Here is a 15,682-nt window from a genome sequence, read left to right as displayed (position 1 = left end):
TAATGCTGATCGTACTGACGCTCTTGAAAGTACATAGTTGTAAATAAGGCTTATAAACCTTAAATTTGCGACAATAGAATAACCTTAAAAACATAATACATTGGATATTTTTGAAAAGATTACAAAACATATGGGGCCGCTTGGCCAGCACCAGAAATGGTCTCATGGATATTTCTCCTTCCCCAAATTAGAAGGAGAATTAGGGCCTCATATGACTTTCCGTGGTAAGGAGCACCTGGTTTGGAGCTTGAACAATTACCTAGGATTGGCTAACCACCCGGAGGTTAGGGCTGCTGACTTACAGGGTGCTTCAGATTTCGGTATGGCATACCCAATGGGTGCCAGAATGATGTCTGGAAACACCAAGTATCATGAGCAGCTGGAACGTGAGCTTGCTGCCTTTGTAGGTAAGCCTGATGCATTCCTGCTTAACTATGGTTACCAGGGGATGGTATCAATCATTGATGCCTTGGTAGACCGGAATGATGTGATCGTATATGATGGTGAATCGCATGCCTGCATTATCGATGGCTTGAGATTACATATGGGTAAACGCTTTGTTTACCAGCACAATGATATTGATAGCGCCGCTAAACAACTTGCACGTGCTTCAAAGTTGGTTGAGCAGAGTGGTGGTGGTATCCTGCTTATCACCGAAGGTGTATTCGGTATGTCTGGTGCACAAGGTAAACTGAAAGAACTGATTGAACTTAAAAAGCAGTTTAACTTCCGTTTACTGATTGATGACGCACATGGTTTCGGTACAATGGGTCCTACCGGTGCGGGAACGCACGAAGCGCAGGACTGCATTGAAGGTGTGGATGTTTATTTCGGTACTTTTGCGAAATCCATGGCTGGCATTGGTGCTTTCGTGGCCTCTACTGAGGAAATCACCAACTTCCTGCGTTACAACATGCGTTCACAAACATTCGCGAAAGCGCTTCCTATGCCAATGGTAATTGGCTTGCTTAAACGTCTGGAGCTTCTTAAGAACAACAATGAACTAAGAGAGAACCTTTGGAATATTGCGACAAATCTTCAGAATGGATTGAGGACAAGAGGATTCGATCTTGGTATAACCAATACCATGGTAACCCCTGTATTCCTGAAAGGTGAATTACAGGAAGCAACAGCTTTAACCATGGACCTTCGTGAGAATTACGGTATATTCTGTTCAATCGTTGTTTATCCAGTAATTCCTAAAGGTCTGATCGAGCTTCGATTGATTCCAACTGCGGTTCATACACTTGAAGACGTTCAGCGGACGCTGGATGCTTTCAGTGAAGTGTCGGATAAACTGAAAAGTGGTTACTACAAAGACAACAAATTTGTAGAAGCATAATATAATTAAACATAGAAAAGGCCCTTCAGTTTAGCTGAAGGGCCTTTTCTATGTTTAATGCTTTTCAGCAATGCCAACTGTGGCCTGTAAGACTTAAGCGCGTATGCCGGCAATCTGTGTAGCAATCTTTTGCGCCAGATCTGCAGATGCATGTACCAGTGGTAAACGAACCGCATCGCCACAGATGCCCAGGTGTTTCAAGGCAGCTTTAACGCCTGCTGGATTTCCCTCGGCGAAAATCAAGCGGGTAAATTCAATCAGACTGAAATGCATTGGCAGCGCCTTTTTAAATTCGCCTTTTAGCGACAGCCGGATCATCTCAGACAGTTCTGCAGGTAATGCATTACCGACAACGGATATTACCCCAACTGCTCCAAGGGAAATCATCGGCAGCGCAACAGGATCATCTCCGGAGATTAACATGAAATCTGTGGGTTTATCTCTAAGGATCTGATTGAACTGATCAAAACTTCCGGAAGCTTCTTTGGTGCCAATGATGTTCTTGAAATCGTGTGCCAGCCTGCAGGTGGTTTCAGGACTCATGTTGCTTGCTGTTCTGCCCGGAACGTTGTAAAGCAGTATAGGAAGCTGCGCAGCTTCACTGATGGCTTTATAATGCTGATAAATACCTTCCTGAGTAGGTTTGTTGTAATTTGGACTTGCTGAAAGAATGGCATCGTAACCTTCGTGTGCAAAAGCTTTAATGCTTTCGATAACCGCCGCGGTATCGTTACCACCAATGCCCGCAACCAAAGGTAATCTGCCATTATTTACCTCAGCGGTAAACGACCAAACTTCTGATTTTTCCTTTTTATTTAAGGTCGACGATTCGCCGGTGGTACCGAGGGAAACCAGGTAATCCACGCCGCCATCTACCATGTGATTGATGAGCCTCCTCAGGCCCTCAAAATCAACCGATCCATCTTCTTTAAATGGTGTAACCAGTGCTACACCCGTGCCATGAAATTTTTCCATTATTTTTACTTCAACATCTCTAGTAATTCCTGCTGACTGATCATCGGAATTTTTAATTTTTGTGCTTTTTCCAGTTTGGAAGGACCCATATTGTCGCCTGCGACAAGGAAGTTCAATTTTGCAGAGATGCTGCTTAGAATTTTACCACCATTACCTTCAATAAGATCTTTCAACTCGTCTCTGCTAATACCCTCAAAGACGCCCGAAATTACAAATGTTTTTCCGGTTAATTTATCGCTCTGCAGCTTTATTGTTGTTTCTGCGGCTTCAAACTGCAGTCCATGAGATCGCAGCAGTGCGATTTGCCGCATATGTTCTGGTTTACGGAAATAGTCTACGATGCTTTCTGCGATGCGTAAGCCTATTTCATCAATCGCCGTGAGTTCCTCCAGGGTGGCGTTGATCAGCCGGTCTATGTTCTTAATTGCGAAGGCAAGTTTACGGGCAACGGTTTCGCCTACATAGCGGATTCCAAGTCCGAAGAGTACTTTCTCGAAGGGCATTTCTTTCGACTTCTCAATGCCGTTCAGCATGTTTACAATGGACTTTTCTCCGAATCGATCCAGGTTTTTAAGTTCGCTTGCACGGTCTTTTAGCGTGTATAGATCACTGATGTGACGAACAAGACCCTGGCGATAGAAGGTTTCTATCGTTTCATCGCCCAGGCCATCGATGTTCATGGCTTTGCGCCCAATGAAGTGCTGCATTTTACCAACGATCTGGGGAGGGCATCCCTCATCATTTGGGCAGTAAAACGCCACTTCACCGGCATTACGGATCAAGGGGGTTCCGCATTCCGGGCAGGCTGTAGGGTAGATGATTCGTTGTGCCTCCTGGGAACGTTTTTCAAGATTCACATTGATGATCTTCGGGATGATCTCGCCGCCTTTTTCCACAAACACCGTATCGCCTTCATGTAAGTCAAGGCGCTCAATCTCATTTGCATTATGTAGGGTAGCACGTTTAACCGTTGTCCCAGCTAGCTGCACCGGTTTGAGGTTGGCAACGGGGGTTACGGCGCCGGTTCTGCCGACCTGATAAGTAACTTTTTGCAGTATCGTCTCTACTTCCTGGGCCTTGTACTTGTATGATATTGCCCAACGTGGAGATTTTGCGGTAAAGCCGAGCTCCTGTTGTTGCCCATAACTGTTTACCTTGATGACAATACCATCAATGTCGTAGCCAATTTTAAACCGCTCCTGTTCCCAGTGTTTGATGAATTCGAGGACCTCATTCATATTCGAGGCAAGCCTGGAATGTTCACTGACATGGAAGCCCCAGGATTTTATCGCCTGTAGGCTTTCCCAATGGGTTTGGAAGATTGTTCTATCTGTGTTTAGGGAATAGAAGAAAGCGTCCAGCGGCCTTTTAGCGACCTCTGCGGAGTCCTGCATTTTTATGGTGCCTGCTGCAAAATTTCTCGGATTGGCGTATGTTACCTCGCCAAGTTCCTCCCGTTCCTTATTAAGCCGTTCGAAAGCAGCACGGTGCATGAAGATCTCGCCACGGATTTCGAAGACCTCTGGATTATCGGTGCTTTTAAGGTGGTGTGGTATATTCCTGATGGTCTTTACGTTGATGGTCACATCATCACCTTGCGTGCCGTCTCCACGCGTAACGGCCCTTACAAGTTGATTATGCTCGTAAGTGAGACTTATGGAAAGACCATCGAACTTCAGTTCACATACATATTGGAAATCGTCGCCCAAGGCTTTCCTGATGCGATCATCGAAATCACGCAGGTCCTGCTCGTTATAGGTATTTCCAAGCGAGAGCATTGGCCACTTGTGTTTGACCGTAACGAAGTTCTTCGTAAGGTCACCACCTACACGTTTGGTAGGTGAATTGGGGTCTGCAAATTCTGGATGTTCTTTTTCGAGCTTTGCCAGTGTTTCCAGCTTTTTATCGAATTCATAGTCAGCAATGGTGGGCATTGCCAGAACATAGTAGTTGTAAGTGTGCTGATTAAGTTCCTTAACCAGTTCATCCATGGTATTTTTAATGCTCGCTGTGGACATGCAACGAAGATACAAATACTATTTAAATTGCGCTTATAGCCGGATTTTGTTCCAGTTCGTTAAAGATGGTTATAAACCTTGACTCGAGTTCAGGGCAGTATTCATCAAGTTTATGCGTGAGTAAATCGAGCTGTGCTTCTGTGAATGGATTATTCCAAACGCGCATACAGATCCGGTTTAATGCATAGCTGATACTTGCGAGCTTTTGATAGCTGAAAAGGTAGCGACTATCCAGAAAGTCATGGAGAAAAGCATCGAATATGGCATGGTCAGGAAGTTCCGCTTTTCTTAAAAATGTCTCCAGCTGGGCGGTATTTGCTTGTTGCAGTTGTTGGTAGAAGGTTTCGATATTGATCATGCCGGAGTGCAAAAGCAGATGGTCAAGCATGAGCTCCAAACCGATATGTGCGAGGAAGAACGGCTTTACCGGACCGGCAGTGACACAAGGAAGGATGATCTTCTTCAGATTTGCCGTTTCAGTTTTGAAAAATTCGGAAGTGTGGAAGTAGTTATCCACCTCAAGGTGTTTTTGCCAGCCCCGAAGAATGGATTGAAGCGCTGTTTTATCCTGGTATAATTCAGGCGTTTTCTGTGGATGAATGTTCCAGTACTTATCCGCATTTTTGACCAGATCGGGCAGCACGACACCCATGACCACATAATGGTCGGGGTTATTGCGCTCGAAGTAGTAATGGGAGAGGAAGTTCATCCCCTAAAAGTAGAAAATTTTTAAGCAGGCTTTTCCTATATTTGCCGCAAAAGTTATGATAATGACCAATTTTGTAGAAGAATTACGCTGGAGGGGTATGCTGCATGACATCATGCCGAATACTGAAGAGAAATTGAATGAAGGCATGTGTGCCGGTTATATCGGCTTCGATCCGACAGCAGATTCGCTCCATGTTGGCCATTTAACACAGATTATGACGCTGATTCATTTTCAGCGTGCCGGGCATAAACCTTATGCATTGGTTGGCGGTGCTACCGGAATGGTGGGCGATCCTTCGGGCAAATCTGCCGAGCGCAACCTGCTTACCGAAGAAAGTCTTGAACATAACCTCAATGGGATTAAAGTACAGTTGAGCAAATTTCTTGTATTTGGCGAGGAGAGCAATGATGCGGTAATGGTGAACAATGCCGATTGGTTCAAGAACTTTAGCTTTCTGGATTTCATCCGTGACGTAGGTAAACACATTACGGTTAACTACATGATGGCGAAAGACAGCGTCAAAAAGCGTCTCAATGGCGAAGCTGGTGCCGGTCTTTCCTTTACGGAATTCAGCTACCAGTTGATTCAGGGATACGATTTCTATTACTTGTGGAAGAACCACAATTGTATTCTTCAAATGGGCGGTTCTGACCAGTGGGGAAACATTGTTACTGGCACCGAGTTTATCCGTCGCAAAGACAATGGGACTGCGTATGCCTTGACAACACAGCTGATTAAGAAAGCTGATGGTACCAAATTTGGAAAGACTGAAAGTGGTGCTGTGTGGTTGGATGCCTCGAAAACGTCGCCTTACCGTTTTTACCAGTTCTGGTTAAATGCTTCTGATGAGGATGTTAAGAAATGGATTCGCATTTTCACATTAAAATCAAAGGAGGAAATTGAGCGTTTGGAGCAGGAGCACGATCAGGCACCACATATGAGGATTCTTCAAAAAGCTTTAGCCGAAGACATTACCCTGCGTACCCACTCCGAGGCTGCACTTGAGACCGCAATTAAGACTTCAGGCTTTTTATTTGGTAACGGCTCACTTGACTTTTTCGCAACGTTAAATGATGAACAGGTACTGGAAATTTTCGATGGCGTTCCACAGTTTAACATTGCTAAGGCTGAGTTGGAGCAAGGGCTAGACCTTGGTACCTTACTCGCAGAGAAAACAAACATATTCCCTTCCAAGGGCGAGGTTAAAAAAACGATTCAGGGTGGTGGCTTAAGCATTAATAAAGCTAAACCAGCCGATGCTGGTCAACAGTATAATACTTCCGATCTGTTGAATGATAAATTTATCATTGTTCAAAAAGGCAAGAAGAACTACTTCCTAATCACAGCGGAGGGTTAATCTTTACCATATATCATAAAAAAACGCAGTAATCTACTTACCGCGTTTTTTTTTTTGTTCTTTGACAGCCCTTGTTATGGTATGTTTGATTTCTTAATGGCTTATTGCACAAGAAGGTTACAACCCCGGATATCGGCATTGTCAAACCGCCCAAGTACTTCGAAAGAGCCATCGGGATGGATTTTGCCCAGATCTTGTGTAGCGATGAAACTGCAGGAGTGCAGGTTAGCCAGGTCAATGACATTGATACCGCCTGTTTGTTTGTTTTTCAGCAAGCTAAGTGGGTCATTGGTATCGCGAAGTACAATGCGCATCCAGGCTGGGCAATTAAAGATGCCATGACCAGAGGAATAGCCTTGCGACAACAATTCAGTCATGCCATATTCGCTATGAATAGCAGGGACTCCAAACCCAGAGGTAAGCAGTTCGTGCAGTTCCTCACGTACCATTTCTTTTCGTTTACCTTTCATGCCACCGGTTTCCATGACGATCAATTCGGGGAACTCCAGCTTGTATGCTTCTATGAAATCCAATAAGGCGTAGGTCACGCCAATAAGGATGGTTCGTTGTCCTTGTTGCTTGAGCTCCACCAAAGTTTGATATAAACCTTCATTGTCATGCAGAAAATAGCCACTTTTAGGATGTTGGCTTTGCGCGATCAATGCGTCGACCATATAAATCAATGAAGAGCCTTCGCGTTCCTGATATGATGGTAGCAGCGCAAGAATACAGCTGTTGGCCGGATCACCATAGAAGTGTTGGAAAGCTCGGTTAAAGCTCTCTTCATACAGTGTTAGATCCGTGACGATATGTTTGCTTTGTGTTTGGCCGGTAGTTCCGGAACTGGAGAACACAATTTGTGCTGGTGTTGCTGCGCTTTTTACCTCATGAGATTTAAAAAACGCGATGGGTAAATAAGGGATTTCTGCGGTACTTGTAACCTGGTCAGGTTGCACTTTCAGATGGTGTAAAAAGGACCTGTAGACTTCGCAATTTGCAGCTTGATACCGGAAGATGGTTAAGGCTGTATCCTCAAATGCCGCTGGAGTGCTGATGTTGAAAATTTGTTCTTTGATATTCTCCACTGTACAAAAATACGGAACAATTTAACAGATTAACGATTGCTTTTTTCCCGGATCATGGCCTTTCGGAAGTGATAACCACAAAATCCACTAACACCGGCAACAAACCCGCCGAGTAAAGCGGTAATCAATAAGACCAATAACCAGCTGTCCACACCAAGCATCTCTGCTACCCGCCCCGCCATAAGGTGCTGATTGGGGATGCTGCTATAAAGCGCCATTGCAGTCCATAGTACGAGTATCGCTAAGAAGGGCGACCATAAGGCAATCTTCGCAGTTTTTCCGAGTAGCGCACAGGTTAGGAATGAGATGATGACGATAACCCACCAGGGTAAAATAAGTTGTAGCAGAAATGCGGCTATTAAAACAATAAGGAATACCATTTTATTTCTTTGAGATTTTTAAACGTTTAAGTGCTTTAACAGCAGGATCATCGGTGTTATTCATGAGGTATAAGTCATACAGTTTACCTTCTGCCCAGGTACTGATCATGTTGTCGTAAAACGGACTTCCAGGATTTCCGGACTGGCCTCCGGGGAATACGCCATGGCCTTTAGGGGTATCACCAAGCTCGACCACCATTCGCCAGGAGGGACCGTTTGACTCGCTCAATGCGTTGATTGTACTTTTTGAGCCGCCGATCATTAAAGTTTTGGAGCCAAAGCCTGGTATCGCGGCAAGGTGTGGTACATGGCTATGCTTGACATTTGCCCAGGCCCAGTTTTTTCCGATCACTCCATACCTGCGCTCCAGGCTATCGCATGCATATTTGAAGGACTGGTTTACGAGATCTTTAAGGCTTTCTTTTTCAGGGGTGTTCACATTGTCGAACCATGGTGCGTTCGGCTCTTTGGTGATCATTTGAACGGTACGGTCGCGCGAAGGGTGACGCATAGGTACCTCAGCGACTTCAAACTCATCATCCCAGATCAACTTGTTCAATCTAAACATCCAGAGGTCGAAGATTCCAGGTGCGATCCCCTTTGCATCATAGAACCTGTTCCATTTACGAATGGTGATCAAGGCTTCTTTTTGTGTCGCATTAAGTTCTGCCCGGTTAACCAATGGGAGCAGGGTAGGAAGTACATGCTCCGGGAAAATGCCATAAGAATCACTTTGCATGATACGCATACTATCCACAGTGATGTTCTCCATGGCAGCTAACTTGTCATTAATTCGTTTTCCACGTTCATAGGGTGAAAATTCCCAGTTGATATAATACGGGTAGCTCGGATCTGTGGAAGATTGATTAGCGGAGCTCACAAAGTGGCGTTCCGGATTTTTCACCGTTGGATTTTGCGCTGCCGGGATCCAGCCTTGCCAGTCATTTTTCGGATCAGTGCCGTCCAGAATGAACTTTCCCTGGTTCTTATATTTAAGCGGGAACTTTCCGTTCGCGGTGATGGCAATGTCGTTATCTGCAGAAGCAAATATGAAGTTCTGTGCAGGTGCGGTGTAATAGGTAAGTGCCTTACGGTAGTCGTCGTAATTTTTTCCCCTGTTCAAATGGTAAAAAGTCATGAGGTCGTTGGAACGTTCATGAGCAATCCACCGCAATGCATTCCCGACCGGAACCGGCTTTGCCAGACTTAGTGCAGGCTTTTGAAAATATACAACCGGACCATGGTGAGTATAGATCACGGTGTCTGTAGTCGTTTTTTCACCGCGTATCTTGATCTGTTCAATGCGTTTATTGGTGTTCTTCCAGGCATTATCATACCAATATTGTTGATGTGTGTCATCCTTGAATTTAATTTGATAGTAATCAAGTACATCTGCTGCAACGTTGGTTACACCCCAGGCAATCTGTTGGTTGAAGCCTATAATTACACTTGGCGAACCCGGCAGTGAAACGCCGTAGACATTGATTCCTGGTGCATGAAGTTGTATCTGATACCAGATGGAAGGCAGGGTTAGATTCAAATGGGGATCATTGGCGAGAATAGGTTTACCACTTACAGTCTTCTCCCCCGAAACTGCCCAGTTGTTGCTGCCAATACCTTCTACACGACGTGTGGTGTTGATGTTGCTGCTGCTCATCTGATTGAAGCTGCCTGGAGGCAATGGAACAGGTAGCGGCTTAAAGTCCCATTTGGTGCCTTCTGGTATTATGGGATCTTCTTTGTGTGGGTAATCAGGAAACAGGTTAGCCGTAACTTCAGGTCCGAACTTGTTTAGGATGTTGGTCATATAGAATTCGTCGGATCCCATGGCCAGGACAGCCGACATTTGTTTGAGCAACAAAGCGCATTTTAATGGTGTCCAGTCTTCCGGTTTAAAATCAAGTATCTTGTATTCTATAGGAAGATCCTTTTGGGAGAGATTATGAATAAAGTCGTTAATACCTTCCGTATAAGCTAGAAGCATCTTTTTAGAAACTGGATCCTCCATCATGCCCTTAAGTGAGTTTTCTGCACCATAGACCATGCCCATACGGCGCTGATAGCGGTCCAGTTCAATGGCTTTTTTTCCAACCACCTCAGACAAACGGCCGGCTGCATACCTGGTTTGAAAATCCATCTGCCACAGTCGATGCATGGCGGTAACATAGCCCTGCGCATAGTAAAGGTCATGTTCATTCTGCGCGAAAATATGTGGGATCATTCGATCATCAAAGATGATATCCACGTCAGCTGTGGCATGTTTAAGCACGAGCTTTTGCCTGGGGCTGACGCGCATGCTTTCCGCGTTCTGCCAAAAGCCTTTGAATGGATCCAGGAACCTGATAATGGGCGGGAGATCCCCGAATTTCGTATTGAAACAGTAAATCAATAGTATCGGAATGATCAAACAGATCAGGGCTTTAATTTTATTCATCTGCTGAATGATTAAGCTGGTAAGGTGATGGCATAGGTGGCTTGTGCAGCAATTTAAATTATTGTGAGAAGATAACAAAAATCTCTGCCCTGAATTTCGTAAGAATTAAATATTTCAGCTTAATTAATTGTTGAGCCCGTTTTGAGTGCCAAAGTGCTGGTACATAGATCACTAGTAGATTTGCCCTTTCTGAAGTGGTAGAATATTCCATTAACAAAAGCTTGGCGGGAGGAATAGGCTGCGGTAATACATTGTAGCACAGCCGGAAAATACATATTTATTGTGTGAAAGTTTTTTATATTAGATATATAACCAAATAACCTATTGTATGACGAGGAAAATTACCAGGGCATTCTGTATGCTTTTAATGGTCTTTGGCACAGCTATGCTTGCAAAGGCTCAAGACATTGTGATAAGTGGTACAGTAACGGACAAATCGACGAGGGCTCCACTGGCGGGGGTCAGCATTACTGTTAAAGGTACGGCCAGCGGGGCCGCCTCTGGTCAAAACGGGTCATTCTCGCTAAATGTCCGACAGGCGCCGGCAACATTAGTATTCTCGTATGTGGGGTATGGCACAGTAGAGCGGCAGGTTAGCAGCTCGAGTACCAATCTTTCTGTTGAATTGGAGGAGACTACATTTTTAGGACAGGAAGTTGTGATCTCTGCGTCCCGAACACCGGAGCGGATTCTGGAATCTCCAGTTTCCATTGAACGGATCAGCGCATCTGCAGTGCGGGATTTGCCTGCAGCGACATTCTATGATGCCTTGGCCAACTTGAAGGGCGTGGAGATGAGCGCCCAGAGTTTAACCTTTAAATCTGTGAACACAAGAGGTTTTAATTCTAATGGTAACACCAGATTTAACCAGTTCGTTGATGGAATGGACAATCAGGCACCAGGATTAAACTTCTCTGTAGGCAACATTGTAGGACTTTCCGAACTGGATGTAGACAATGTAGAGCTGCTTCCGGGAGCGGCTTCAGCTTTATATGGGGCTGGCGGAATTAATGGTACGCTATTGATGACCTCCAAAAATCCCTTTGATTATCAAGGAGCAAGCTTTGCTTTCAAGACAGGCGTCAATCACGTGAACGATGATAACACGGGCACACAGCAGTTCAACCAGCTTGATGTCCGTTTGGCAAAAGCTTGGAACAATAAGTTCGGCATCAAGACGGCTTTTTCATTTTTGCAGGCAAAAGATTGGGGCGCAACAGACACCAGGAACTTTGACAGGACAGCGCGGCAGCTTAAGGGCGGTGACCGGAATACAGATCCCAACTATGATGGGGTGAATGTTTATGGTGATGAGATCAGTCAGAACATGCTCAACGTGGCCCGGAGTGTGGAAAACCAAACCGTGGCAGGTGTACTGCAAGCCACTGGCGGAACACTAAACATAAAACAGCTCATGGATGCCCGATTACCGCAGAACGCTACACCAGGGCAACAAGCGCAGTTCCTGGGCAGTTTGCCGGAAGCTTTAAGGCCTGCGATTCAAAACTACCTGCCTTTTTACTTTGGACTGAGGAATGACCTGATTCCTAATCAAGCGGTTTCCAGAACCGGTTATGCGGAGCAGGACCTGGTAGACTATGATACCAAATCATTGAAGGCAAACACTTCCTTGCATTACCGTTTCACGGACAAATTTGAAGCTGTAGCACAGGTAAACTGGGGAACGGGAACATCGGTATATACCGGAACAGACCGGTACTCGTTACGGAATTTCTCTATCGGGCAGTTCAAGCTTGAACTTAAGGGTTCGGACTTCTTTTTGCGTGCATATACGACCCAGGAACGATCTGGGGACGCTTATAATGCAACGATTCTTGGAACGTTCATCAATGAGGCATGGAAGCCTTCCACCACCTGGTTTCCGCAGTACATCGGAAACTATATTGGCGCGATCGCAGCGGGGCAGCCAGATGCTGCGGCACAGCAATTTGCACGTTCACAGGCTGACGTTGGCCGTTTGATCCCTGGTACACCGGGTTTTGAAAGTGCGAAGATCGCGATCACCGAGCGCTCAATAGGTCCTCAAAATGGCGCTAAGTTTAATGATAAGACCAACCTGTACCACTATGAAGGTATGTACAACTTTTCTAACATCTTCAATAATGTGGTGGAATTTCAGGTTGGCGCATCTTACCGGAACTATTTTCTACATTCCGATGGTACCATCTTCGATGATGCCACCCGTGACATCACGATAGAGGAATATGGCGCGTTTGGGCAAATTGGAAAGAAGTTGTTGAATGATAAGCTTAAACTTACTTTCGCTGGCCGGTATGATAAAAGCCAGAACTTCGAAGGACGCTTTACGCCAAGGATTACCGGCGTATTGACAGTTGCACCAAATAATAACATCCGTGCTTCCTACCAAACCGGTTATCGAAACCCAACCACTCAAGACCAGTATATTGACCTTGCTGTAGGTGGGGGAGCGACACGCCTGATCGGTGGATTGCCGGAGCTGCTTAGCAAATATAACCTGATTGGCAACCCTGCAGTAACGTCTGAAAGTTACCGGGCTTTGCTGGCCTCTGCTGCGGCAGGCACACCAAATCCCGGTGTGCTGGAAACGTATACCTTTGATGCCAGGGGGGTACGTCCAGAAAGTGTACAATCCTATGAGTTGGGTTATAAAGGACTTCTAGGTTCTAAGCTGTTGATAGATACTTATGGTTATTATAGCATTTACAGTGATTTCATCAGTGCTGTGGAAATTTACCAGAATCCTTTGGCTACGGCAGTGAAATTCAATGTGCCGGTAAATCTGACTGAAGATGTGAAAACTTACGGCGGCGCGTTCGGGCTGGACTATATTCTAGGAAAATACAATTTGAGTGGTAATGTCTCTTACAACAAGATCAGCGATATTCCAGCCAACTTCATCAACACCTTTAATACACCGGAACTACGATACAATTTTGGATTTGGTAATCGTGAGATCATCAAAAATGTAGGTTTCAACTTACAATACAGATGGCAGGAGAAATTTACCTGGAACTCTACATTCGGCTCGGGCGATGTACCAGCATTTGGTACACTTGACGGGCAGGTTAGCTTTAAAATTCCGTCGATCAACTCTACCCTTAAATTTGGGGGATCGAACCTGCTGAACAAATATTATAGTACATCATTCGGAAACCCATTAGTTGGTGCAGTCTACTACACCTCCATCACCTTTAACCCATAAAAGCTTATTTTATCTACTTTGAAGCCTGGAATTTATTCCGGGCTTTTTTATTTTTAATTATTAGACAAAAACCATCTTACTGATTTTAATGTTGATCTTTAGCTTAGTTCAGCGGGAAACCTGTTCTTTTTAGAAATCAAAAGACCTTCTAGAAGTTTTGGTATACCACTAAACTTGTAATTACACCATAATGGATAGCTCAGAAACTAATATATCTTCCACAAAGACATCCTTCAATCAGGCGCTGCAAGGTGCTGGCGCCAATAACACCGTTTGGGTTCACAGCTTATTTACCGATTTTGATGTGGCTCTGTTTGTTTCAGGCAAGCATTTTCGGTTGTATGAAAAGTTGGGTGCTCAGGTCCTGAAGTTAAATGGCACCGAGGGTACCTACTTTGCGGTCTGGGCACCCAATGCAAAACAGGTGAATGTTGCGGGAACATTTAATGAATGGAGCAAAACCAGTCATCAACTCTACAAACGTTGGGATGCTTCGGGGATCTGGGAGGGTTTTATCCCAGGCGTAAAGCACGGCAGCTTGTATAAGTATGCGATTCATAGCTTCGAGGGAAACTGGCTGGAAAAGGGAGATCCTTTCGCAAGGCGCTGGGAACTTCCACCTGGAACGGCATCTGTAGTTTGGGATACGAATTATAAGTGGAAGGATAAAAACTGGTTGAAAAAGCGGGTAAAAATCAATGCGCTTGATCAGCCTATTTCGGTCTATGAGGTGCATTTAGGCTCTTGGAAACGCGATCCTTCTGAACCTTCAAGGATTCTGACCTATAAGGAAGTTGCAGATACCCTGGTGTCGTATGTTCTGGAAATGGGATTCACTCATGTTGAGTTGATGCCCGTAATGGAGTATCCATATTTTCCCTCCTGGGGATATCAGATCACAGGTTATTATGCTGCAAGTTCGATGCATGGTACGCCAGAGGAGTTGATGTATTTGATAGAAGCACTGCACAAAGCCAATATCGCAGTGATCATGGATTGGGTACCTTCTCATTTTCCGGGTGATGCCCATGGGCTGTATAAGTTCGACGGTACCCATCTTTATGAACATGCTGACATGCGCAAGGGCTTTCATCCGGATTGGAAATCCTATATTTTCAATTATGATCGTAATGAAGTTCGCTCGTTCCTGATCAGCAATGCGATGTTTTGGATAGATCAGTATCATGCCGACGGGCTGCGGGTGGATGCGGTTGCATCAATGTTGTACTATACGTTTTCGAGAAAGCCGGAAGATGCAGGTACCAACATTCATGGGGGACCCGAAAACCTTGGGGCAATCCAGTTCTTGCAGGATATGAATGAAGCAATTTACTCGAATTTTGAGGGCGTACAAACCATTGCTGAAGAAAGCAGCACCTATCCAGGTGTGACGCGGCCAGTTTCTGAAAATGGCCTTGGCTTCGGCATGAAGTGGATGATGGGCTGGATGAACGATACGCTGAAGTATTTCAAACTCGATCCCATCAATCGAAGCTACCATCACCATAGACTTACGTTTTCCATTACTTATGCCTTCACCGAGCGTTTTATGCTGCCCTTCTCACATGATGAGGTGGTACATGGTAAATCTTCGATGATCTATAAGATGCCAGGTAATGAATGGGAGAAGTTTGCGAACCTGCGTGCATTGTACTTATATATGTTTACCCAGCCAGGTACAAAACTGTTGTTCATGGGGAATGAATTCGCACAAAATAGTGAGTGGAACTTCAAAAAGTCTTTGGACTGGCACCTGTTGCAATATGAATCCCATGCCGGAATGCAGCGTACCGTAAAAGCCTTAAATGCCTTTTACAGATCGGAACCGGCGCTATACGAGAAGAGCTTCTCTTATGATGGTTTTGAATGGATCAATGCGGATGATGTACAACATTCGGTGTACATCTATATGCGAAAAGGTAAAAAAGAGAAGGACACCCTTGTTGTTCTAATCAACCTGACACCGGTGCCTAGAAATCATTACAAGATTGGTGTGCCTGGCAAGTCCAAGTGGAAACAGGTGTTTAACACCGATGATGAAACGTTTTTTGGGGCAGGCCGAACGGTGACGACTCCATATCTCCCGACGGCAGATGTCTGCTATGGTCTACCATATTCGATCTATATTGATCTTCCGCCGCTTACAGCGATCGTGCTTAAACAAACGAAATAAAAAA

The 15,682-nt window shown here is 45.0% G+C and carries 10 protein-coding genes; 4 read left to right on the top strand and 6 right to left on the bottom strand.

Going from position 1 to position 15,682, the window contains the following annotated elements:
- Positions 1–100: 100 nt before the first annotated feature.
- Entirely contained in the window at positions 101–1,342 is a 1,242-nt protein-coding gene (locus AC5WJX_RS15425) for an aminotransferase class I/II-fold pyridoxal phosphate-dependent enzyme (protein WP_494485230.1), read from the top strand.
- Between the two features lie 93 nt (positions 1,343–1,435).
- Here the strand turns inward: AC5WJX_RS15425 and dapA are convergent, their stop codons facing one another.
- The 3 genes from dapA to AC5WJX_RS15410 are packed head-to-tail and all read right to left on the bottom strand — an operon-like array spanning position 1,436 to position 5,044.
- Complete coding sequence (gene dapA / locus AC5WJX_RS15420; protein WP_494485229.1) at positions 1,436–2,317, bottom strand: 4-hydroxy-tetrahydrodipicolinate synthase; 882 nt, start codon at positions 2,315–2,317, stop codon at positions 1,436–1,438.
- A gap of 5 nt (positions 2,318–2,322) precedes the next feature.
- Positions 2,323–4,335, bottom strand: a complete 2,013-nt coding sequence (ligA, locus tag AC5WJX_RS15415) for an NAD-dependent DNA ligase LigA (RefSeq protein ID WP_494485228.1) — start codon at positions 4,333–4,335, stop codon at positions 2,323–2,325.
- 22 nt (positions 4,336–4,357) lie between these two features.
- Positions 4,358–5,044: an ACP phosphodiesterase gene (locus AC5WJX_RS15410; protein WP_494485227.1), complete on the bottom strand. Its 687-nt coding sequence runs from the start codon at positions 5,042–5,044 to the stop codon at positions 4,358–4,360.
- Between the two features lie 61 nt (positions 5,045–5,105).
- On the opposite strand from AC5WJX_RS15410, the gene tyrS reads away from it, so the two are divergent.
- On the top strand, positions 5,106–6,401 hold the full coding sequence (gene tyrS, locus AC5WJX_RS15405) for a tyrosine--tRNA ligase (RefSeq protein ID WP_494485226.1): 1,296 nt from the start codon (positions 5,106–5,108) through the stop codon (positions 6,399–6,401).
- A gap of 101 nt (positions 6,402–6,502) precedes the next feature.
- Here the strand turns inward: tyrS and AC5WJX_RS15400 are convergent, their stop codons facing one another.
- Genes AC5WJX_RS15400 through AC5WJX_RS15390 form a run of 3 tightly spaced genes read right to left on the bottom strand, consistent with a single transcriptional unit; the run spans position 6,503 to position 10,300 of the window.
- Positions 6,503–7,486, bottom strand: a complete 984-nt coding sequence (locus tag AC5WJX_RS15400) for a LuxE/PaaK family acyltransferase (RefSeq protein ID WP_494485225.1) — start codon at positions 7,484–7,486, stop codon at positions 6,503–6,505.
- Between the two features lie 29 nt (positions 7,487–7,515).
- On the bottom strand, positions 7,516–7,866 hold the full coding sequence (locus tag AC5WJX_RS15395) for a hypothetical protein (protein WP_494485224.1): 351 nt from the start codon (positions 7,864–7,866) through the stop codon (positions 7,516–7,518).
- Position 7,867: 1 nt separating this feature from the next.
- Positions 7,868–10,300, bottom strand: coding sequence for a penicillin acylase family protein (locus AC5WJX_RS15390; protein ID WP_494485223.1), 2,433 nt, complete (start codon positions 10,298–10,300; stop codon positions 7,868–7,870).
- A gap of 328 nt (positions 10,301–10,628) precedes the next feature.
- On the opposite strand from AC5WJX_RS15390, the gene AC5WJX_RS15385 reads away from it, so the two are divergent.
- Positions 10,629–13,505: a TonB-dependent receptor domain-containing protein gene (locus AC5WJX_RS15385; protein ID WP_494485222.1), complete on the top strand. Its 2,877-nt coding sequence runs from the start codon at positions 10,629–10,631 to the stop codon at positions 13,503–13,505.
- A gap of 190 nt (positions 13,506–13,695) precedes the next feature.
- On the top strand, positions 13,696–15,678 hold the full coding sequence (gene glgB / locus AC5WJX_RS15380) for a 1,4-alpha-glucan branching protein GlgB (RefSeq protein ID WP_494485221.1): 1,983 nt from the start codon (positions 13,696–13,698) through the stop codon (positions 15,676–15,678).
- Positions 15,679–15,682: the final 4 nt, after the last annotated feature.

This window comes from Pedobacter sp. NEAU-ZC8 (assembly GCF_059278965.1).
The sequence above is the reverse complement of the archived record's forward strand: the minus strand, read 5'-3'. Positions and strand labels throughout refer to the sequence as shown.